Source organism: Halovivax sp. (assembly GCA_007119345.1).
Classification (GTDB): Archaea; Halobacteriota; Halobacteria; order Halobacteriales; family Natrialbaceae; genus Halovivax.
In genome coordinates, this window is the sequence record SKPV01000029.1 from 1 (window position 1) to 21,071 (window position 21,071).

Below are 21,071 nucleotides of genomic sequence, written 5' to 3' on the forward strand. Positions count from 1 at the left end.
CGACCAACCGCATGAGGACGTCGTCGACCCAGCCGCCGTAGTAGGCGCTGATCAGCGCGACGTTCGCGCCGATGAACACCGCGATCAGCGCCGCCATCAGTCCGACGAAAACCGACACCCGAGCCGAGAGGATCACCTGCGAGAGGACGTCCTCGCCGTAGTTCGTCGTCCCGAGGTAGACGCCGTCCGAGGAGGACGGGGCCTCCGTCCGCAAGAGCGATCCGTCGTCGCCCCGGAGGTTGTCGGCGGGATCGTGCGGGGTGAGGAACGGGCCGAAGACGGCCAGGAAGACGAACCCGAGGATGGTCACCACACCGAACGTCGCCAGGCCGTCGCCCCTGATGATCTGCCAGACGTACCGGAGGTCCCTCGACAGCTTGTTCAGCCGCCGGCTGTCCGCTACCTTCGCTGCGATCCCGCCGCCGAGTCGGTTCCGGATGTCCGTGCTCATTCGTATCTCACCCTCGGGTCGAGGAAGACGTAGACGATGTCCGCGACGAAGTTCATGAAGATCACGACGCTCCCCATCAGGAAGAAGACCGCCTGGGCCATCGCGTAATCGTTGTGCATGACCGAGTCGACCATCTCCCGGCCCATTCCCGGCCAGCTGAACACGGTCTCGATGACCAGCGACCCGCCGAGCGCGACGCCGACGACGATCGCGACCACCGTCGTGATCGGCAGGATCGAGTTCCGGGCGGCGTACTTGTAGAGGATGATGTACTCCGGGTGACCCTCGGCCTTCTTGATCTCGATGAAGTCCGAGTTCAGCACCTGGATCATGCTGGATCGCATCAACAGCGCCGGGGTCGCCATGTAGAAGATGACCCCCGTCAGCAGCGGCAGGAACAGGTGGTGCAGGAAGTTCAGCGAGAGGTACCGGTCCCAGAACGTCGCCGCCTCGTAGCCGGTCTCCCGCATGCCGCCGGAGGGGAACCAGCCGAGATAGAACGAAAACGTCATCAGCAGCAGCAGGCCGATCCAGAACTCCGGCGACGACCGCGCGATCAGGGTCGCGACGATGCCGAACCGCTCCTTGGCGGTGCCGCGAACCCAACCCATGAACGCGCCGACGGCGATGCCGAGCACGTAGGCGATTAAGAACGCCGGCCCCATCAGCAGGATCGTGTTCCAGAAGCGGACCCAGATGATGTCGGTGACCGGTGCGCCGTAGCGGAACGACTCGCCGAGGTCGAGCGACAGGAGCTGTAGCAGGTAGTTCACGTACTGCTCGTGGAGCGGTCGATCCACGCCCAGCCGCTCGAGCGTCCGCTCTCGCTGTTCGGGACCCATCCCCTCGAGCAGGTACATCGACGTCGGATCGCCGGGCGCGATCCGGAAGACGACGAACAGCAGGGTGAGGAAGGCGAAGTACGTGACACCCAGCTGGAGGACGCGGCGCGCGACGTACTTTTTCATCCGCCGACCACTCCTCGGATGCGAGTGTGTCTCGCGGAACTCGCGTATCGCTGACTCCCTCTCGGATTGACCATGAAATTCACTGACTCTGTTGGGGATTCCATTTTATAATTCTTTCTGTGAGGTGCGGAACGTCGAGAGAAACGCCCCCATCGCTCTCGAACGGTGATAGAATCGGCGCGGTGGGTGGGGTGCTGGAAGGCTGCTCTCGACCGGCACTGCGAAATCGCCGACGGGCGCGACGGGTGGCGGCGCCTACGACGGCGGCTGGTTGGGGTCGTCCCACTCTTCTTCCATCTCGTAGTCCGGTGGGTAGTGGAGCCGTCCGTCGGTGTCCCACTCGAAGCCGTCGTCGGCGAGGATCTCCATGGCGCGCTCGAGGTCGTACTCGTACGGGTCGATGCCGTCGTTGTACCAGAATTCGAGATCTGGCGACAGCGTCGAGGTGATCACCTGGCCGAATCCGTCCGCTCCGATTTCGACGATCTCTTCCCGCGGGATCGTGTGGGCGGTGGCGTGGCGAACGGTGTCGTTGACGAACGGCTCACGGCGCTGGTTCATCACGCCGTAGTGGATCGACGTCATCAGCGCGCTCTCGAGCTCGATGTCGTCGTCGTCCTCGAGCGTGACCAGCTGGTCCGGTGGTAAGTCGAAGTTCACCATGTCCACTTCGCCACCCTGGACGACGCTGGCCGTCGAGGACGCGTCGGCGGTCTCGACGCGGATGAACTCGTCGACGTTCGGCTCGTGGTGGTGGCCCCCGTGTGCGCTGAGCCGGAGCTCCTCGCCGAGGCTTATCGACTCGAACTGGAACGGCCCGCTACCGACGTAGTCCTCCTCGTCGACGATCTCGTCGGGTTCGCGCCCCTCCCAGACGTGCTGGGGGATGAGACTCGAGTTCCGTCCCGCGAGGATCACCGACTCGAAGATCGCGTCGGGTTCCGAGAGGTCGAACCGGACGTCGAGGTCGGTCTCGGCCTCGACCGTGTCGAGGTTCTCGGCGAGCCCGCCGAAGTCGGGGTTCTCCTCTTCGTGGTACTCGAAGGTGAACACGACGTCCTCGGCCGTCACGGGCTCGCCGTCGTGCCACTCCATCCCCTCCCGGAGGGTGACCTCGACGGTGGTGTCGTCCGGCCACTCGACGCTCTCGGCGGCCCACGGCTCCGGCATGTACTCCTGTTCGGGATCGGCGTGCATCAGCCGGTCGTACACCAGGGAGATCATGTCGCGGTTCGCCCGCGTCACGAGGCCGGTGACCGGATCGAGGCTGGTCAGGTCCTCGTGAGAGGCCGCCGAGAGCGTCCCGTCCTCGCTCTCAACCTGGATCATGTTCCAGATGCTCGCGAGGCCGTCCTCGAGGGTCCCGCGGACGTTCGACACCGCGTCGGTCCGGTAGGGCATCGCTCGGTCCTGCACGATGATCGGGTGGAGGACGTGCTCCGTGACGAGCTTCTCCTGCATGTCGTGGACGATCGCCTGGCGCTCGTCCTCGTCGACCGCCGATCGCTGGTCGGAGAGCAGCTCCTCGTACTCCTCGTCGTAGTAGCCGGCGACGTTCCCGCCGCCCTCTGCGAGCGTCGCCTCGCTCGCGGGGGTACGGAGTGCGTTGTCCGGGTCGAAACCGTCGAGCCACCGCTGGACCGAGTAGTCGTAATCTCGCGTGTCGAACAGTCGCTCCAGGTGTGCGTCCAGGGCTCTCGACTGGTAGTCGACCTCGAATCCGATGTCACGGAGCCGGTTCGCGTGCTCCTCGCCGTACCAGTACCGGATCGGCGCGTCGGGGTCGAGGTTCTCGTAGACGATCTCGGGCACCGGTTCTCCGTCGGGATCGTCCACCACGGCATCGTCCGGCGGAGCGAGATCCTCGTCATTGTCGCCACTTATACATCCCGCAAGAGCTGCCACGCTGACCGTCCCCGCGACCCCGGTAGTCCTGAGGAACCGTCGGCGGGTTGGCTCACGATGATTGGCATTCCCAGCCATGAAATGGAATTATAGATGAGGGATAATATAAGTTATGACTGGGATTGGACACCTCCGCCGCGACGGACCTGACTCGGCGACCGCCGCGACGGCCCCGGTCCGTCAGGGTCGAACGTCCGAGTAGTGCTCCGGCCGCCCCCGATGATCGGTCTCCACGGAGAACAGTCGGCCCGCCTTCGCGTCGGTTACCGGCGCTTCGTACGTCGCGCTCGAGACGTAGGCCGTCTCGTACGCGTCGCCGCCGAACGAGAGCGTGGTGACGTGTTCGGCGGGGACGTCGATCCGCTCGTCGATCTCGCCGTCCGGCGTGTGCCGAACGACCGCGCTCCCGCCCCACAGACCTGTCCAGACGCCGCCGTCGGCGTCGACCGTCAGGCCGTCGTACCCCCACTCCGCGTCCGCGCGTGCGAAAACCTCCCGGTTCGAGAGGTCGCCCGTCGCCCCGTCGTAGTCGTACCGGTAGATCGTGTTCGTGTTCGTCTCCACGAGGTAGAATGTCTCCTCGTCGGGCGAGAAGCCCATGCCGTTGGGCAACTGGATTTCGTCCTCGAGTCTCGCCACCGAACCGTCGGTGTCGATCCGGTAGAGGCGACCCACGCTGTGGTCCGCGTCGGTCATCGTGCCGGCGAAGACTCGGCCCTCGGGATCGGCGATCACGTCGTTGAACCGCATCCCTTCCTCGCCCTCGATGTCTTCGCGGACCGATTCCGTCTCGCCGTCGTCCCAAATTCGGACGCGGCCCTCGCCGCCGAAGTAGAGGACCGATCCGTCGGCCTGGAACGTGAACCCCCCGATCGGGGGATCCGTGTGCAGCAACTCGTGGTCGTCGGTCGCCGGGTCGTACCGGTATAGGTCGCCCGGCGGGATGTCCACCCAGTAAACCGCCTCCTGGTCGGGGTGATACAGCGCACCCTCGCCGATCCAGCTGGGAACCCGTGCCGCGACTCGCGGTTCCATGTTCGACTACGTAGCGTGAACCCGCATAAAGGTACGGATCGTCCGAATTCCGGCCACTCAGGCCGGCGGCGTCTCGAGTTCGCGGGACTCGAGGGCCTCCGCGACGGCCTCGGTGAACTCGGGAAGGTCGTCGGGGACGCGCCCGGTGACGATGTTCCCGTCCTTGATCGCGGGGACGTCCCTGACCGTCGCGCCGGCGTTCTCGAGATCCGTGTGGATCGCCTCGTAGGCGCAGACCTCCGTCCCGTCGGCGATGTCCGCCTCGACCAGCATCCACGGCCCGTGACAGATGGAGGCGACGATCAGGCCGCGCTCGTAGGCCTCCCGCGTGAACTCGACAACCTCGTCCACCACGCGGAGGTGATCCGGCGAGAACCCGCCGGGGAAGAGGACGCAGTCGAGGTCCTCGAGGTCGAGGTCGTCGAACTCCGCGACGGTGTAGCGGTTGCCCTCTGCCATGACCTCCGGCGGCAGCGGGGTGCCGAACCGGCCCGTGACCGGTTTCGTTCCCGACTCGCGGAGCGCGGGTCGGGGGTGGTGACCGGCCTGGACGGGGACCAGGAGCACGTCGGCGCCCAGGTGGCTGAGCTGGAGGAGCGGGTACTCGAGTTCGATGTCCTCGAACTCGTTCGATGCGATGATCGCGATCGTCTCGCCGTCGAGGGTCATGATTGGATCCACGCGAATAGATACCGTCTAACAGATTAAATGTTATCGTTCCGAGCGCGAGCGGCGGAACGGACCGACCGTCGCCGCGTTCCGGCCGGATCACCGCGGAGCGATCAGTTCGACGACGTGCGGCGGCCGTCCGGACTCGGGGAGCACCGATCCGAGCTGCTCGCCACAGGAGGTGCCGCTCGCGACGACGTGATCGTACTCCATCGCCTCGAACTCCTCGGCGAGCGAGTCGCCGACCGCCATCGAGAGGTCGTAGTACTGGGACTTGTAGCCGAAGCTGCCGGCCATCCCGCAGCACTCGACCGAACTCGTCTCGACGGCGAAGCCGAGTTCCTCGAGCACCGCGACCGAGTGGGCCTCGAGGCCGAGCGTCCGCTGCTGACAATGGCTGTGGTAGGCCACCCGCTCCCCGCCGACCGCCGACGGATCGGCCAGGGCGCCCGGATCGGCGCCTTCCTGGACGACGAGCCCGTAGACGTACTCGAGGACGTCGTAACTGTTCTCGGCCAGGCGGGCGAACGCGTCCGGCTCGAGGAGCTTCTCGTAGTCGTCACGGAACATCGCGAGATCGCTCGGTTCGATCACGACGACGTCCCGGCCCTCGTCGACGTGGCCCGCGAGCGCGTCGTGGACGGTCGTCGCCTGCCGCCGGGCGGTCTCGATCATCCCCTGCGAGAGGGGCGCCCGGCCGCTCGCGGGTACCGGCGGGATCGTCACCGGCACGCCGAGGGCCTCGAGCGTCCGGACGGCGGCCTTGCCGCGGTCGACGTCGACGTAGTTCGTGTAGACGTCCGGATAGAGGACGACCTCGCGGTCGACGGCGGCCTCCCCGCGGGCGACCGCGGAGCCGCCGCGGGCCTCGAACCAGTCCCGGAGCGTCTCGCGCCGGAACGTCGGGAGGTCCCGGCGGCGGTCGATCCCGACGAGACGCTCGGCGAGCGCCCTGGTCGGCCCGAGGTTCGCGACGACGTTCGAGAGCGGCGCCGTCGCGCTGCCCAGCTTCGCGAGCGTCTCGAAGTTGCCGAACAGGCGCTTCTGGAGGTCGACGCCGCCGGGTTCCGCGTCGGGGGTGAGCCCCTCGTAGAGCGGGTCGAGGATCGAGTCGTCGCCGGTCCGGTTGACGCGGTCGCGGACGGCGGCGTTGAGCCACGGAATGTCGATCTTCACCGGACACTGGTTCACGCAGCGCGAACAGCCGGTACAGAGGTCGGTGAATTCGGCGGCGCTCTCCTGGCCGTGGACGCCGGCCTCCCAGCCGGTCGCGATCCCGCCGGTGTACGTCTCGCCGCCGAAGGCGTGGCCCCCGACGTGCTGGAAGTTCGCACACGAGTTCAGGCAGGCCGAGCACCGGACGCAGTAGAGCGTCTCCTCGAGGACGTCGTCGCCGCGCATCGCCAGCCGACCGTTGTCGATCAGCACGAGGTGGAACTCCCGCTCGTCGCTCCCGTTCAGCGGCGGCGTGCTCACCGGCGGGGTGAAGACGGACGTGTACGAGGTGATAGACTGGCCGTTCCCCGACCGGGCGACGAGTTCGACGAACGGCTCGAGGTCGGAGAGCGTCGGGACGATCTTCTCGACGCCGGCGACCGCGACGTGGACGTCCGTCGACTCCACGACCTTCCGCGCGTTCCCCTCGTTGGTGATGAGCGCCAGCGACCCGGTCTCGGCGACGAGGAAGTTCGCGCCGGTCATCCCCACCTCGGCCTCGGCGATCCGCTCGGCGAGGTAGTCCCGCGCGAAGGTCGTCAGCTCCTCGGCGGTCTCGAGCGGTTCGTCGAGGTCGAAGTGCGCCGAGAACAGCTCCGCGATATCCGCCCGGGATCGGTGGAGGCTCGGCCCGACGATGTGGGAGGGTGCCTCGTCGGCGAGCTGAATGACCAGTTCGCCGAGGTCGGTCTCGTAGACGTCGACGCCGTTCGCTTCGAGGTGGTCGTTGACCTCGATCTCCTCGGTCGTCATCGACTTGGACTTGACGACCGTCTTCGCGCCGGCTCGCTCGGTCACCTCGGCGACGTGCCGGTTCGCGTCCGCGGCGTCGTCGGCCACGTAGACGGTGCCGCCGTTCTCCTCGACGCGCTCGCGCAACCGGTCGATCAGTTCCGGCAGGCGCTCGATCGACTCCTCCTTGATCGCTCGCGCGCGCTCCCTGAGTCGCTCGAGACGATCGTCTTCGAGTTGGTCGAGCGCGGCGTAGTGGCGCTCGTTGATCAGTTTCGTGTTGTGCTCGATCGACGCCCCCTCGGACGCCATGATCCGGCGGAGCCGCTCGGCCGTTTCCTCTCTGCTCGCGGTCATTCGACGATCACGATCTCCATCGCTCCCGGCCCGTGCACGCCGACGACCATCTCGCCCATGTCCCCGGTCGAGGAGGGACCGGTGACGAACACGGCGTCGTCGGCACCGCGCTCGAACTCCTCCTCGAGGATCTCGAAGGCGGTCGCGAGGTCCGGGACGACGTCCGCCGCCCGGACGATCGCGACGTGTTTCGAGGGGAAGAGGCTGACCGGGCCCTCGAGCCCGCCGGTCTGGGACACGACGACGCTCCCGTGCGAGGCGACCCCGAGTCGGGCCGTCGTGATCCCCGTCTCGGCGCGTTCCAGGGCCTCGCGGTCGGGATCCGCGTCGACGCCGGTCGGCAGAGGGACGTCGTCGTCTATCCACGCGACCGCCGGGCGGTCGATCCGCCCCTCGAGTTCGTCGGCGACCGACGCCGGGTCCGTGACCACGGAGTCGACGCCGAGATCGGCCAGCCGATCCCGGAACACGGAGAGCGAGGGATGACCGACGATGCGACTCATATCGAAACCACCGCTACCCGCGGTGGAGCACTCTCGACGGTACTGTACATTGTCTTCGTCCGATGATTCGGACGCGTAGTATAAAAGACTTGGTCAGTAGTGGTTGTACTGGAGTTCGATCACGTTCGCGCTCCGTCTGACCGCCTCGACGAGGTCCGACCGGAGTTCGTCGTCGCGCTTGATCCGCGACTTCGGCCCCGAAATCGAGACGGCGTGGACGGTCCCCGGATCCGCCTTGTTCCGGATGGGGACCGCGATAGCGACGACGCCCTCGCGTCGCTCCTCGTCCTCTACGGAGTAGCCTCGCTCGCGGATCCGCTCGAGTTCCTCCGCAAGGCTCGACCGGTCCGTGATCGTGTTCGGCGTCTGCCTCGGCAGGCCGTGCCGGTCGACGATCTCGTCGACGCGCTCTTCGGGCAGGTGGGCGAGCATGGCCTTCCCCAGGGCGGTCCAGTGGAGATTCGTGTGCTCGCCGGTCGGCGTGTTGTCGTAGATCGCGTCCGGGACCTCGGACTTGTAGACGAGGACGCGCTGGCCCCGCTCTTCGACGCCCAGGTTGCCTACCTCCCCCGTCTCGCTCGCCAGCTTGTCGACGTGGGTTTTCGCCGCTCGGTAGAGGTTGAGACGGTTTCGCGCGCGGCCACCGTGTTTCAGGAATCGGAGGCTCAGCCGGTACCGTCCGCCTTCGTTGATCGCGTAGCCCGCCCCCTCGAGGCTCTTCAGGTAGATGTGGGCGGTGCTCTTCGGGATGTCCAGGTGGTCGGCGACCTCCGAGACGCCGACCGTCTCGGCCGTCTCGAGCGCGTCGACGACCTCGAAAACCGTCTCGACCGCCCCGATCGTCCGTTGCGTTCGGTCGCTCATACCCCACCCACGGCGCCCCGCATTGTAAAGGTGTCCAATAGTGTTAGACGATTCCCGAGACGATCCAACTGGGAATTGTGCATTATTATTAATTATCGTCAGTGGTCGGAGCGCCGTCGATGGCGATTCCGGCGCAGAACCGGTCAGCAGCACCGAAAATCGGACGGGCGAGAAAATTCGCACTGGACATTACACCCATACGTCTGTAATATAACGGCCGTTCGAAGATATTGGACGCCCGTTCAACCCACTACTGACCGCTCTTTCGGTCACGACTCGGCGCCCGGAACCAGCCCGTGCCGATACCTCGCTCGGGGCCGCCACCGTTCCAGCGTCCGTGAGGGTCGGATCGGGGCCGTTGACCGCTCTCCCGGCCGTCGCGGGCCCGGAATTGGTCGCCGTTTCGACCGTGGGGGGCGCCGCCCGCACAGTCTCACCCCACGAAACCGCGCGTTCGGCCACGCATCCGCTATCGACGTGCGTTCAACAACGTTGGATTCGGGTGCTCCGTGAGAGCACACACCACGCGTCCGCTCGACCGGACGAGCGTCGCCGTTCGGGACCGAACGCCGACCGCGACAGGCAACCGATGCGACCTGCTGACACACCGAACAACGGCGCAGAATGCGGGTGCGAGCGTCTCGTCGACCGGTGACTGCGACGGGGGGATCCGACTCGAAATCCCTCGGTACGGCTCGGAGCCGGGATTCGGTCTACCGATCGCAGAAGGGGCCGGTACACGTGGCCCCATTCGACCTGCGAGCGGCCGCGCCGGTCCGTGCCGGAACCGAGATCGTCGATCCTTCCACGCCGCTCGGTTCGAGCTCGGACGCGACGCTATCGACCTCGGGCGTCGTCTGAAGCAGTCCGCCTCGGAACCCCGACGTCTGGCGCCGACGGACGCGCATGTGTCCCTCCCGAAATATCCCAGTCGCTATTACGTTTCGCGACTCTCGCTGCGTACCGACTCGAACGACCCCCGCTTCGACGCTCGACCCGGTACTCGTAGCGGCTCGAACCGTCGGAATGCCGACGGGGAGGGGTCAGGCCGCGTACGGGTGGATCGATGAGCGAAGCGCCTCTCCCGCCGCCTGGATCGACGCGCGAAGCGCCTCTCCCGTCGCTTGCGTCTCGAACGCGTCCCCGGCGTCGTCGAGGTCCACCCTGTTGTTGAACAGTTCCTCGAGCGGCACGCCGCGCGCGTCGGTCTCGACGTCCTGGCCGAGGCGTTCGACACGGCCGGCGAACTCGTGGCCGGGCCGATCGGAAAGTCGAGGTCCATACCCCGTCGTTGATGTGGATATCCGTGCCGCAGACGCTGTCGAGCTCGACGCGCATCAGGACGTCGCCCGAACCGACCGGCGGAACGTCGACCTCCCGAACGCCGAATCCACCCGGTTCCTCGAGCACTACCGCTTGCGTTTTCGTGATATCTCCGTGGTTCCGTCCGCTGTATTGGTCCGTCCGTTCCGGTCGCGTGCGTTGCCGCGCGAATTCACCCGAGTGGGTATCGGTAGCGACTCCGCACGCGCGTCGGGAGTCCCGGGCGGTTCGCCCGCCGTACGACCGGTCGAGCGCGTCACCGGACGGTGTATCCGCCGTCGATGATGACCGTCTCGCCCGTCACGTACGACGACGCGTCGGAGGAGAGGTAGACGGCGAGCGGAGCGATATCGTCCGGTCTCGCCAGTTCGTCCATCAGCATCTCCGACTTCCAGGTGTTCAGCAGCTCCTCGTCCTCGACGAGGATCTCCGTTTCGACGTACCCGGGCGCGATGTTGTTCACGCGGATACCGTGTCTCGCCCACTCCGAGGCGAGTTGCCGAGAGAAGGCCTCCATCCCCCTTTCGACGCCTGGTAGTCGACGTGGCGCTGCGGGTAGTTGGCGACGAACGCCGACATGGAGGTGACGTTGACGATCGAGCCGCCCCCGCTATCGATCATCACGTTGCCGGCGTGCTTCGAGCAGAGGAACGTCCCCGTGAGGTTGATATCGATGGGTTCCCGCCACTCCTCGAGCGGCTTCTCCTCCGCACCGCCGTGTATCGCGATCCCAGCGTTGTTGACGAGCACGTCGATCGACCCGAACTCGTCGACGGTCCTCGCGGCGAGTTTTTCGACCTCGGACTCGACGCTCACGTCGGTCGGAACCGCGACGGCCGACGCCGTCGTCGTCTCGTCGATCGCTCTGGCCGCCTCGCGGCCCGTCCCCGGCGTCCGATTGGCGATCACCACGTCGGAACCGGCCTCCGCCAGGCCGCGAGCGATGGCTTTGCCGATCCCTCGATTCCCACCCGTGACGATCGAGGTCCGCCCGTCTAGGTTGAACGAATCTAGCACGGACAGTAGTTACAATTCGGACGTCGAGGAGCATAACCGTTATCGCAAGAACTCGGCCTGATCGCGTTCGAGCGGTGTGGGCCTCCCCGGCCCCGAATACGGACGACCCGGAGTAGTACCGTGACGGACGTTCGTGACCGATCGAAGCGGGAGCTCACCCGAATCCGACGCGCGATCGAAACTCGAGGCCGCCCGCGACCGCGGGCTCGCTCATAGCCCCCTCCAGCTGTGGGCCGGTTCCCACCCGAGTTGCTCGTGGGCCTCGTCGATGCTGATGATCGATTCGGTTCCCGGGATCCCTCCGCTGAGCGCCGCCTCGGGGGGAGTACTCGTCGACGGTCGTCGAACTCGGGTCGTCCGCGGTCGTGTCCGCGGCGACGGCCCAGAACCGCTCGTGGCCGTCGTGGTCCGCGTCCATCGCCAGTCGAGCGAGTCTCCGCGTCGTCCTCGACGTGCACGACCGAGAACGGGACGTCGCGCGTCGTGTAGTGGCACGCGTCGCGCAGCCCGTCGAGGCTCCGATCCTCCTCGACGAACGCCTCCCCGATGCCCGCGCTCGCACCCGTCAAGAGCGCGCCCCGGCTCTCGATTCCGGGGTCCGTATCCGAATCTGGGCGCGCTATCGAGCATAAATCCCGCGTACGCTGCCGAGTCCGACGGTTCCGTTTTCGCGGGTTCCCGCCGTCTCCGCGGAGCCGACAGGAGTCGATTCCTACGGGAGCGGTCGGTCGTACCGGTCGGCCAGCCGCCCCAGGCTCTCGTGGGTCCCCTCGCTCAGCGGGACGCCCCTCCGCTCGTTCTCTCGACGCCGTCTAGCTTCGGGCTCCCCCGGAAGCAACACTTCGTCGACGCCGTCGGCCGTCGGGCTGGCCTTCAACGAATCGACGTACTCGTCGATTCTGGCTCGAAAGTCATCCGGATCCATCGCCGCCGAAACGTCGATGGCGGTGACGAAGTGACCGAGTCGCATCGGCTCGTCGTACTCGTCGTACAGCGGACCGATCTCCGGACTCGCTCTCGCACCCGAAAGGAGTCCGCATAGCGCGTCCACGATCACGGCGAGGCCGTACCCCTTCGGTCCGCCGAGGGGTCGTAGCGCCGCCACTTCGCGCGGATCGGTCGTCGGGTTCCCGTCGGCGTCCACCGCCCAGTGGTCGGGAATCTCCTCCCCCGTCACCGCCGCGACGTGGTCGATCTTGCCCATCGCTACGACGCTCGTTGCCATGTCGAGCGTGATCGGAAACTCCCGGTTCGTCGGCACCGCCACGGAGATCGGATTCGTCCCCAGAAGGGCTTCCGTTCCGCCGTACGGGACGACGTCGGGGCCGACGTTCGTCAACGACACCCCGATGAAGTCCGCCTCGGCGGCGCGTTGCGTGTAAAACGCCGCGGTTCCGAAGTGATTGCTGTTCTCTACGACAGCCGTCCCGACGCCGGCGTCGCGAGCCATGTCCATGGCGGCGTCCATCGCGCGCACGGCCGCGGCTTGCCCGGGACCGTCGTCGGCGTCGACGCGCGCGAACGCGAGGGCGATCCGTTCGGCGCCGATGTCGGGGTCGGGGTTGAACCCGCCAGCCTCGAACTTGCGGACGTAGGTCTCGAGTCGTGCCACGCCGTGGGAATCGATACCGCGCAAGTCTGCCCGGACGAGGGCTCGGCCGAGTAGCGACGCGTGCTCGTCGACGACGCCGACTTCCCGGAGGACGTCCGCGACGAACGACTCGAGCGCGTCGGGATCGATCCGACGGAACGGTTCACACTCGGTCATCGTCCGGTCCGTTCGCCCCGATACCGGAACTCGGATCGGGTCTCGAGCGATCGCGCCCGGTCCTCCCGGACCGCGCGACGTCCCGGATCGAACCGCGGGATGAATCGCGTGGCTGGCGAAGTCATGGTACTAGTACGCATTCGACACGCCGTATAGGTTGCCCCGGACGCAGGAGCATCGTTTAGATCGGCCCGTTCCAGCAGTACCCGACCTCTGCAGCCGGGTTCGACCGGTTCCTATTCTGCGATTCCAAACACATTCTTGAGATGGTAGGTTCTGTTTTTTCCTTCATGATAGACACGTTTGGCGCAGTTGCACTGACCGGGACGTTCGTACCGATATTCGGAGCCGCGGGGGTGGAGCGCAGCGTTCAGCCATTCGGCTGAATCGACGGGAAAGCCGGCATCGTCGACGCCGTGTTTCCCGTCGAGTTCGTCGAGAATTATTCAGGCGAACCCGGTGTTCCTGGTGGGGAACGGCCGAGCATGAAGATATTCGGTCGTCGGGAGATCGACGGCGACGAACAGCCAGTACCGTCCATCAGTCAGCTGGATCACCGTCTCGTCGACCGCGACGTCATCGGCGAGTTACTGTCCTCGGGCTGTAGGTTCGCGTTTTGCACCCAGTTGTGGACGGTAAACCGAGCACGGTCGGCACCGAACCACTCCAGAGTACGAATACTATTTTAAATCGATATATCTGCCAGGTGGAAGGGGTACTGAGTCGCATTCGCTCGCCCGGTGTCTGCTCACGTTTCACAAAACAGAACTGCAAGTCGCTGCTGGGTAGCGTGAGGCGGCTGAATTCGGGCACGGATACCGCGAATTTCACCACCTCGCTCCTTCGAACGCTACTCTGGACACCGCCGCCTCGGGGCGTCCGAAACCCGGTCGTCCGCTCGATCGGCCCTCGCCACGCCCCGACCGAACGTCCCCGGACGTCGACGCGGGAGTTATTGCACGACCGATCGTAGTCACCTGCCAATGGGCCAAACCGTCGTCGCCGTCGGTCACGGCTTTCCAGACCTGTCGATCGAGCGGAAGGTATTCGCAGAGGCGGACGTCGCCGTCCGCGAAGCGGAGGCGGAAACCGAGGAAGCGGTGGTCGAGGCCGCCCGCGACGCCGACGCGCTGTTGATCCAGCACGCGCCCGTCGGTCGAACGGTCTTCGGCGCGGTCGAGAACCTCGAAGTGATCGGGAGGTACGGCATCGGCGTGGACACGATCGATCTCGACGCCGCGACGGAGGAGGGCGTCGCGGTGGTCAACGTTCCCGACTACTGTCTCGACGAGGTCCCGACGCACGCGGTGGCGCTGCTCCTCGCGGTCGAGCGACGGATCGCGCGATACGACGCGGAGGTGGAAACCGGGAGCTGGGACTGGACGACCGGGCGGCCGATCTACCGGTTGCGCGGACGGACCCTCGGTCTCGCCGGCTTCGGCGAACTCGCCCGGCGGGTGGTCCGGAAAGTCGAGCCGTTCGGGTTCGAACCGATCGCCTACGACCCGTACGTTTCCGCCGACGAGATGGCCGACCGCGGGGTCGAAAAAGTCCCGTTCGACGGACTACTCGAGCGATCGGACGTCGTGTCGGTGCACGCTCCCCTGACCGACGAGACGAGAACCCTCTTCGACGGGGACGCGCTCGCGGCGATGGACGAGGAGGCCGTCCTCATCAACACTTCGCGAGGGGAGATCGTCGACGTAGACGCGTTGTACGACGCGCTCGTCGACGGGGAACTTCGTGGCGCGGGCCTCGACGTGCTGCCCGAGGAGCCGCCGAGCGATCACCCGATCGTCGAGCTCGACTCGGCGGTGATCACACCGCACGCGGCCTGGTACTCGGAGGAATCGATGGTCCAGCTGCGTCGTACCGTCGCCGAGGACGTCCTGCGCGTCTTTCGCGGTCGGGTCCCCAAGAATCCCGTCAACGAGGCCGTCTTCCGCTGACCGCGGCCGGGTCCCGAAGAATCCCGTCGACGAGGCCGTCTTCCGCTGACCGCGGCCGGGTCCCGAAGAATCCCGTCGACGAGGCCGTCTTCGGCTGAACGCGGCCGGGCCCCGTTCGTCTGCCGCCGTTCCGGCGACCCTCGTCGGGGCCGCGGGCCGTCCTGCTCGCGCAGTGGACCTCCCGAGAGGCCCGCGACGACAAATCGCTCTCACGGCGCCCCGTCCCCCGCGTCGGAACCGCGGGGCCCCGCCGACTCGAGCAGTCCCTTCATGTACCCGATCGCGAAGAGGCGTCCCTTCGTCTCGTAGCCGGGATTCGCGTTCGACTCGCCCGCCATCGTCGGCACGTGATCGGGCCGCGCGGGCCCCTCGAAGCCGACGTCGCGATAGGCCTCGACGGCCGCCCGCATGTCGGTCGGCCCGGCGTCGTGCCACGTCTCGACGAACCGTTCGCCCTCACCCTCGACGTCGCGGAAGTGGACGTAGGTGATCCGATCGCCGAGCCGGCGGATCGCGTCGACGACGTCGACGCCTTCCATCGCCGAGAAGTTACCCTGACAGAAGGTGATTCCGTTGTGCTCGCTGTCCACTACCCCGAGGACGCGCTCGTAGGCCTCCGGGCTCCGGATAATTCGACTCACGCCTCTGACCTCCGGGATCGGCGGATCGTCGGGGTGGAGCGCGAGCATCACGTCCGCGTCCTCCGCGACGGGAACGGCCGCCTCGAGGAAGTGCTCGAGAGCCTCCCAGAGCTGGTCCGCCGAAACGGGCGCGACGTCGGCGTCGGGCCCGCGTCGCATGTCCCCGTCGTCGTAGCCGGTAACGAAGGAGTCGCCGCGCGCGGGAATCGTCGTCGACGTCCGCGCCCAGCGGATCCCGGCCATCCAGTCGTAGGCGACGATCGGCACGTCGAGCGCGCCGCAGTGCCTGAGGAACTCGCAGAACGTCTCGATGTCCTCGTCCCGACCCTCCCGTCCGAGCCGGATACGGTCGGTGATCGGAACGCTCCCTTCCATCACCGCGAATTCCAGCCCCGCGTCGTCGAACGCGTTCCGCAGCAAGAGCAGGTCCTCGAAGGTCCAGTCCGTCCGCCCGTCGCCGATTTCGAGGGGGTGCACGACGGCCTTCTCGACGCCCATCTGTCGTGCGAGCGCCCACCGCTCGTCGCGCTCGGGCGGGAGGATGAGTGCTGGTTCCATGGGGGTGATCCGTATTTCGAGGCGAATTCACATAGTGCTGTACGCTCCGGCCGGTGCGTCGGTGATCGCGGCCCCGGATCGAGCGCCGCGACGCCGGACGGACGCGACCGGGGACCGACCGCGCCAATCGTTCGGCGAGCCGCCGGTCGGTTTTTACCGAAAGTTTTTACAGGATCTTGCGTGGGAGTTACGTCATGCGCTGTTACCGCCGTTTCGATGCGGGCGAGTACCGGCTCCTCGCCCGGGTCGACGGATCGCTGTACGACCTCACCGCGGCCGACGACGCGCTGGACGAGTTCACCGCGCTCGCTCGGCGCGCGTCACGCCGCGACGTCGCCGTCGAGACGTACGCGCGGCGGCTGCTCTCGGACGCGGAACTCGCGCGCGAGGGAGAATCCGCCGCGGCGGTCCCGGCCGGGGCGACCGTCCCGCTCGTTCCGGACGAAGTGTGGGCCGCGGGCGTGACCTACGAGATCAGCGAGGAGGCCCGTGAGGCCGAGTCCGGCATGCCTGAGATCTACCTGGACGTCTATCGCGCCGACCGGCCCGAACTGTTCTTCAAGGCCACCGCGGAGCGAACCGTCGGGCCCGACGAGGCGATCGGGATCCGCGGCGACTCCGACTGGAACGTCCCGGAGCCGGAGCTCGCGATCGTGCTCCACGAGGGCGAGATCGTCGGCTACACGATCGGCAACGACGTGAGCAGTCGCGAGATCGAGGGGGAGAACCCGCTGTACCTTCCGCAGGCGAAGATCTACGACCGGTGCTGCGCGCTCGGACCGTGCGTCGTCCCGGCGACAGTTCGCGACGATTGGAACGACCTCGCGATGCGGATGACGATCGAGCGCGACGGCTCCGTCGTCTTCGACGAGTCCACCTCCACGAGCGAGATGGTGCGCTCTCACGACGAACTCGTCTCGTACCTCCTCCGTCACGACGTCGTCCCCGAGTCGACGGTGCTGCTCACCGGGACGTCGCTGGTTCCGCCGGACGACTTCACCCTCGCCGAGGGCGACGCGGTCGAGATCACGATCGAGGGGATCGGAACCCTCGCGAATCCGGTGACGACGGTCTAGGCTCCGGAGGTCGCCGAGAGGGAGGGTCGTTTATGATGATTCGTTTCCTTGTCCGGGTATGGGCAGGACCCGTCCGCACATCCAGTGGCAAAGACCCGCTCGACCGGAACGCTTCGGGACCGCGATCGAACGAACATGACCTACGCCGCGGGGATCATCGGGGCGGGCGGGATCGCCGGGATGGGCATTCTCGGGATGCACGATCCCGAGGCGATCGGCCGCGAGAAGATCGAAGCCAGCCACGCGGGCGGCTTCGACGCCCGGGCCGAGATCGAACTCGTCGCCGTCGCCGACGACGACGAGGACACGCTCGACCGGTTCGGAGACGCGTGGGACGTCCCCGAGGAGCGTCGGTACGGCGGACACGAGGCGATGCTCGAGGCGGAGGACCTCGACGTCGTCTCCGTCTGCACGCCGACGTACCTCCACGCCGAGCACGTCGTCGACGCCGCGCGATCGGCGGCGGACCCGTCGCTGATCTGGTGTGAGAAGCCGATCGCCTCGAAGGTGAGCGCGGCCGAACGGATGGTCTCGGTCTGCGAGGAGACCGACACGGAGCTGCTGGTGAACCACTCGTTCCGGTTCACGGACAAGCTCCGGCGGTTGCGCTCGTTGATCCGGGACGACGGGCTGCTCGGCGACGTCGTGTCGGTCGGGACGCAGTTCCGGATGGAACTGCTGCGCAACTCGACGCACCTGCTCGACACCCTCGTCTACCTGCTCGACGCCCGGGCGGAGACCGTCGCGGGCTACGTCACCGGCGAGAACGAGGCCGTCGACGCCCTGGACGCCGATCGGCGGGTCGACGACGCCGGCGGCGGCGGCTTCGTCGTCATGGACGACGGGACGTTCGTCACCGTCGACTGTACGATCCCCCGCGAGATCTCGTCCATGACCCTGCAGTTCGTCGGCACCCAGGGGAAACTCTACCTGAACAACGACGACGGCGAGTGGCGGTACTGGCGACTCGACGGCGGCGATCACGTCGAGGAGCCACTCCCCGGAATCGAGGGCGCGTGGACCTGGGAGGACGACTACCGACGGGCGTTCGCGAACGCGGCCGCCCACATCGTCGACGTGCTCGACGGGCGCGCGGAGAACGCCTCGACGGGCGAAGAAGCGACGCGCAGTCTCGAGATCATCGCGGGATTCTACCTCTCGCACTACACCGGCGGACGAGTCGAGATTCCGCTCGCCGGGCCGCTTCGAGACGTTCGAATCACCTCCTGGTAACGCCCCCTCAGAACCTGAAGAAGGCGACGAGGAAGACGACGATCAGTAGCGCGAGAACGAGTGCGCGGACGCCGACGAACACCCGGTGGTGAAATCGACAGACGTACCGTGGCGTCGTCGGCTCGTCCGAACCGTCACCGCGAAATGTGCGCGGAACCGCCCCGGGTCGGTCGCAGCCGTCGACCTGGCAGTCGGGGTCGTCGGCTCGATCTGCCTCGTCCGTCGAACGATCGTCCGGCGGAGCGAGCGGGTGATCGGCGTCGCGCATGTGCGTCGGGTGGCGGTGACGATTCGAACGCGTAGCAGCTGGTTCGTTCCGATCAGTCGACGGGGACGGTCACTCGGCCTCCGCGTCCTGATCCGTCCCCTCCGTCCCGTCGACGCGGAGTTCGGGAGGGACGTCGGGCGACTTCGACGCCATGAAATCCTCGTCGTAGAGGATGCAGCGGGCCCGGTGGTTCCGACCGACGTCGTACATCGGCGGTTCCTCGGCGCGACACTCCTCCATCGCCGCCGGACACCGCGGCGCGAACCGACAGCCCGGATCCAGGTCGATCGGATCCGGTACCTCCCCCTCGATCTCGATCGGCTCCCGGGACTTGTCGGGGTCGACGATCGGCGTCGAGGAGACGAGCGCCTGGGCGTAGGGGTGTTTGGGATCGTCGATCACCTGGTCGCCCGGCCCTCGCTCGACGATCTTCCCGAGGTACATGATCGCGATCCGGTCGCAGGTGTGCTTGAGCAGGGACAGGTCGTGGCTGATGTACAACACGGCGAGCCCCATCTCCTCCTGGAGCCGGTTGAGCAGGTCGAGGATGCTCGCCCGGACGCTGACGTCGAGCATGCTGGTCGGTTCGTCCGCGACGACGAACGACGGATTCAGGACGATCGCGCGAGCGATTCCCACGCGCTGGCGCTCGCCGCCGCTCAACTCGGACGGGTACTCGTCGGCGAACGCCTCGGCGGGCCTCAATCCGGACAGTTCGAGCGTCTCGAGGACGCGGCGCTCGCGCTCTTCGTGCGAGCCGATATCGTGGACGTCGAGGGGCTCTTTCACCCAGTTAAACACCGTGAACCGGGGATTGATCGACTTGTACGGATCTTGCTGGATGATCTGGACCTCGGTTCGCAGATCGGGGTCTTCTTGCAACCGACGGGTCACGTCCTCGCCCCGGTAGTAAACCCGCCCCGCCGTCGGTTCGTACAGCCCGAGGAGGGTCTCCCCGAGGGTCGTCTTTCCGCACCCGCTCTCCCCGGCGATACCGAACGTCTCGCCTTCGCGGACGTCGAGGGACACCCCGTCGACGGCCTTCACCGTCTTGGGCTCCCCCCAACCCAGCAAGCGGCTGAACAGGTCGTCGTCGGCCACGAACTGCTTCTCGAGGTTCTCGACCGCGATGACGGGATCAGTCATCGTCCACCTCCAGTTCTTCCAGCCGCCGTTCCCGACTGTCGTCCAGGATCGACAACCACGTCTCCTTGTCCTCGGCCTCGGCCCGGAGCACCTCGGCCTCGTCGGCGCGGTGGCACTCGACGACGTGGCCGTCGCCGTACGATTCGGGCTCCGGCGTCACCTCCCAGCACTCGTCCTCGGCGAACGGACACCGCGGGGCGAACCGGCACCCCTCGTCGGGGTCGACGACTTCCGGCGGGCTTCCCGGGATGGAGACGAGATCCTGGTCGTCCCGCGAGATATCCGGAAACGCGTTGCGCAGCCCGAGGGTGTACGGGTGCCGCGGGTTCGTGATTACGGTCTCCGCGTCGGCGAACTCGGCGATTCGTCCGCCGTACATCACGGCGATGTAGTCGCAGTTTTCCGAAACGACGGACATGTCGTGGGTGATCAGGATCATCGCCGTCTCGAACTCCGCTTGCAGCTCGTCCACCTGTCGGAGGATGCGATCCTGGATCATCACGTCGAGCGCGGTGGTGGGCTCGTCCGCCAGCAGGAGCGAGGGGCTGAGCGCGAGCGCCATGGCGATCATCGCCCGCTGGGCCATCCCGCCGGAGAACTGGTGGGGGTAGTCCTTGACCCGACTGGGTTCGAGTCCCAGGCTTTCGAACAGCTCCTCGGCGCGGGCCCACGCTTCCTGCTTCGAGGTGTCCTCCTCGTGGCGGCGGATCACGTCGACGATCTGGCGGCCGACGGTCTTGACCGGGTCGAACCCGTTCATCGCCGCCTGCGGGATCATCGAGATCTCCGTCCAGCGGATCTCCTCTCGAAGTTCCTTCTCGCCGAGTTCGGTGACGTCGGTGCCCCGCAGCCGAACGGTCCCGGAGACGATCTCGCCGTTGCGGGGGAGCAGCCGGATGATCGATTTGGCGACCGTCGTCTTGCCGCAGCCGGATTCGCCGACGAGCCCGAGGGTCTCCTGGGGACCGAGGGTGAGATTCACGCCGTCGACGGCGTGAAGCGCGCCCCGGTCGGTCCGGTAGTGGGTGCGAAGGTCCTCGATTTCGAGCAGTGGCTCCGATTCGCTCCCGGTGTCCTCCTTCGCGTCTCGTGAATCGTCGAGTTCTTCGGTCGCCATATCAGTGTCTCAGCTCCGGATTGGTGATCTCCTCGAGGCTACGGCCGATGAAGAAGACGGCCATCACCAGCAGCATCAGGCAGATCCCCGGCGGCAGCACCCACCACCAGGCGTGGCGAATCGCGCCCGAGTGGTAGGCTTGAAAGAGCATCTTCCCCCACGAGTAGAGTTCGGGGTCGCCGAAGCCGAGGAACGCCAGGCTCGCCTCGTAGATGATCGCGTACGCCACCGCGAACGCCATGTACAGGCCGACGAGCGGGAGCACGTTCGGGAAGA

At 66.7% G+C, this 21,071-nt stretch carries 16 protein-coding genes and 3 pseudogenes; 3 read left to right on the top strand and 16 right to left on the bottom strand.

Features of this window, described 5'->3' with window-relative positions; all coding sequences use genetic code 11:
- The 11 genes and pseudogenes from QZT59_RS02595 to QZT59_RS02650 form a co-directional block, all read right to left on the bottom strand.
- Nucleotides 1–451, bottom strand: a pseudogene (locus QZT59_RS02595) (ABC transporter permease); the annotation flags it as partial.
- Nucleotides 448–1,419 carry an ABC transporter permease gene (locus QZT59_RS02600; RefSeq protein WP_290810927.1) on the bottom strand — a complete coding sequence of 324 codons (972 nt, stop codon included), beginning with the start codon at nucleotides 1,417–1,419 and terminating at the stop codon, nucleotides 448–450. The pseudogene QZT59_RS02595 and the gene QZT59_RS02600, both read right to left, overlap by 4 nt.
- A gap of 255 nt (nucleotides 1,420–1,674) precedes the next feature.
- Nucleotides 1,675–3,255, bottom strand: a complete 1,581-nt coding sequence (locus QZT59_RS02605) for an ABC transporter substrate-binding protein (RefSeq protein WP_290810930.1) — start codon at nucleotides 3,253–3,255, stop codon at nucleotides 1,675–1,677.
- A 249-nt stretch (nucleotides 3,256–3,504) separates the two neighbouring features.
- The gene (locus QZT59_RS02610; protein ID WP_290810933.1) at nucleotides 3,505–4,359 is read right to left on the bottom strand and encodes an SMP-30/gluconolactonase/LRE family protein; all 855 of its coding nucleotides are present in this window, start codon (nucleotides 4,357–4,359) and stop codon (nucleotides 3,505–3,507) included.
- A 57-nt stretch (nucleotides 4,360–4,416) separates the two neighbouring features.
- Nucleotides 4,417–5,040 carry a DJ-1/PfpI family protein gene (locus tag QZT59_RS02615; RefSeq protein ID WP_290810935.1) on the bottom strand — a complete coding sequence of 208 codons (624 nt, stop codon included), beginning with the start codon at nucleotides 5,038–5,040 and terminating at the stop codon, nucleotides 4,417–4,419.
- A gap of 87 nt (nucleotides 5,041–5,127) precedes the next feature.
- Nucleotides 5,128–7,332, bottom strand: coding sequence for an LUD domain-containing protein (locus tag QZT59_RS02620; protein ID WP_290810938.1), 2,205 nt, complete (start codon nucleotides 7,330–7,332; stop codon nucleotides 5,128–5,130).
- A complete protein-coding gene (locus tag QZT59_RS02625; protein ID WP_290810941.1) occupies nucleotides 7,329–7,835 on the bottom strand; it encodes an LUD domain-containing protein in 507 nt (168 codons plus the stop codon). The genes QZT59_RS02620 and QZT59_RS02625 overlap by 4 nt, the downstream gene beginning before the upstream one ends.
- Nucleotides 7,836–7,928: 93 nt before the next feature.
- Nucleotides 7,929–8,699 carry an IclR family transcriptional regulator gene (locus QZT59_RS02630; RefSeq protein WP_290810943.1) on the bottom strand — a complete coding sequence of 257 codons (771 nt, stop codon included), beginning with the start codon at nucleotides 8,697–8,699 and terminating at the stop codon, nucleotides 7,929–7,931.
- 1,043 nt (nucleotides 8,700–9,742) lie between these two features.
- Nucleotides 9,743–9,892 (bottom strand): hypothetical protein, encoded by a 150-nt coding sequence (locus tag QZT59_RS02635; protein ID WP_290810945.1) that lies wholly within the window; start codon nucleotides 9,890–9,892, stop codon nucleotides 9,743–9,745.
- A gap of 386 nt (nucleotides 9,893–10,278) precedes the next feature.
- Nucleotides 10,279–11,039, bottom strand: a pseudogene (locus QZT59_RS02645) (SDR family NAD(P)-dependent oxidoreductase).
- Nucleotides 11,040–11,751: 712 nt separating this feature from the next.
- Nucleotides 11,752–12,807, bottom strand: coding sequence for an Ldh family oxidoreductase (locus QZT59_RS02650; protein WP_290810953.1), 1,056 nt, complete (start codon nucleotides 12,805–12,807; stop codon nucleotides 11,752–11,754).
- 983 nt (nucleotides 12,808–13,790) lie between these two features.
- Between QZT59_RS02650 and QZT59_RS02655 the strand changes: the two genes are divergently transcribed.
- On the top strand, nucleotides 13,791–14,756 hold the full coding sequence (locus tag QZT59_RS02655) for a C-terminal binding protein (protein ID WP_290810956.1): 966 nt from the start codon (nucleotides 13,791–13,793) through the stop codon (nucleotides 14,754–14,756).
- 209 nt (nucleotides 14,757–14,965) lie between these two features.
- Here the strand turns inward: QZT59_RS02655 and QZT59_RS02660 are convergent, their stop codons facing one another.
- A complete protein-coding gene (locus tag QZT59_RS02660) occupies nucleotides 14,966–15,955 on the bottom strand; it encodes a mannonate dehydratase (RefSeq protein WP_290810959.1) in 990 nt (329 codons plus the stop codon).
- 194 nt (nucleotides 15,956–16,149) lie between these two features.
- On the opposite strand from QZT59_RS02660, the gene QZT59_RS02665 reads away from it, so the two are divergent.
- Nucleotides 16,150–17,031, top strand: a complete 882-nt coding sequence (locus tag QZT59_RS02665; protein WP_290810962.1) for a fumarylacetoacetate hydrolase family protein — start codon at nucleotides 16,150–16,152, stop codon at nucleotides 17,029–17,031.
- A gap of 135 nt (nucleotides 17,032–17,166) precedes the next feature.
- Nucleotides 17,167–18,264 (top strand): Gfo/Idh/MocA family protein, encoded by a 1,098-nt coding sequence (locus QZT59_RS02670; protein WP_290810965.1) that lies wholly within the window; start codon nucleotides 17,167–17,169, stop codon nucleotides 18,262–18,264.
- 7 nt (nucleotides 18,265–18,271) lie between these two features.
- Here the strand turns inward: QZT59_RS02670 and QZT59_RS02675 are convergent, their stop codons facing one another.
- The 4 genes and pseudogenes from QZT59_RS02675 to QZT59_RS02690 form a co-directional block, all read right to left on the bottom strand.
- On the bottom strand, nucleotides 18,272–18,532 hold the full coding sequence (locus QZT59_RS02675; protein ID WP_290810968.1) for a hypothetical protein: 261 nt from the start codon (nucleotides 18,530–18,532) through the stop codon (nucleotides 18,272–18,274).
- A 69-nt stretch (nucleotides 18,533–18,601) separates the two neighbouring features.
- Entirely contained in the window at nucleotides 18,602–19,678 is a 1,077-nt protein-coding gene (locus QZT59_RS02680; RefSeq protein WP_290810971.1) for an ABC transporter ATP-binding protein, read from the bottom strand.
- Complete coding sequence (locus tag QZT59_RS02685; protein ID WP_290810974.1) at nucleotides 19,671–20,795, bottom strand: ABC transporter ATP-binding protein; 1,125 nt, start codon at nucleotides 20,793–20,795, stop codon at nucleotides 19,671–19,673. Before QZT59_RS02685 ends, QZT59_RS02680 begins: the two co-directional genes overlap by 8 nt.
- Nucleotide 20,796: 1 nt before the next feature.
- Nucleotides 20,797–21,071, bottom strand: a pseudogene (locus QZT59_RS02690) (ABC transporter permease); the annotation flags it as partial.

Coding starts and splice junctions, on each gene's coding strand:
- QZT59_RS02600 (WP_290810927.1), bottom strand. CDS start 1,419: ATGAAAAAGTACGTCGCGCGCCGCGTCCTCCAGCTGGGTGTCACGTAC.
- QZT59_RS02610 (WP_290810933.1), bottom strand. CDS start 4,359: ATGGAACCGCGAGTCGCGGCACGGGTTCCCAGCTGGATCGGCGAGGGT.
- QZT59_RS02620 (WP_290810938.1), bottom strand. CDS start 7,332: ATGACCGCGAGCAGAGAGGAAACGGCCGAGCGGCTCCGCCGGATCATG.
- QZT59_RS02625 (WP_290810941.1), bottom strand. CDS start 7,835: ATGAGTCGCATCGTCGGTCATCCCTCGCTCTCCGTGTTCCGGGATCGG.
- QZT59_RS02630 (WP_290810943.1), bottom strand. CDS start 8,699: ATGAGCGACCGAACGCAACGGACGATCGGGGCGGTCGAGACGGTTTTC.
- QZT59_RS02650 (WP_290810953.1), bottom strand. CDS start 12,807: ATGACCGAGTGTGAACCGTTCCGTCGGATCGATCCCGACGCGCTCGAG.
- QZT59_RS02655 (WP_290810956.1), top strand. CDS start 13,791: ATGGGCCAAACCGTCGTCGCCGTCGGTCACGGCTTTCCAGACCTGTCG.
- QZT59_RS02660 (WP_290810959.1), bottom strand. CDS start 15,955: ATGGAACCAGCACTCATCCTCCCGCCCGAGCGCGACGAGCGGTGGGCG.
- QZT59_RS02665 (WP_290810962.1), top strand. CDS start 16,150: ATGCGCTGTTACCGCCGTTTCGATGCGGGCGAGTACCGGCTCCTCGCC.
- QZT59_RS02670 (WP_290810965.1), top strand. CDS start 17,167: ATGACCTACGCCGCGGGGATCATCGGGGCGGGCGGGATCGCCGGGATG.
- QZT59_RS02675 (WP_290810968.1), bottom strand. CDS start 18,532: ATGCGCGACGCCGATCACCCGCTCGCTCCGCCGGACGATCGTTCGACG.
- QZT59_RS02680 (WP_290810971.1), bottom strand. CDS start 19,678: ATGACTGATCCCGTCATCGCGGTCGAGAACCTCGAGAAGCAGTTCGTG.
- QZT59_RS02685 (WP_290810974.1), bottom strand. CDS start 20,795: ATGGCGACCGAAGAACTCGACGATTCACGAGACGCGAAGGAGGACACC.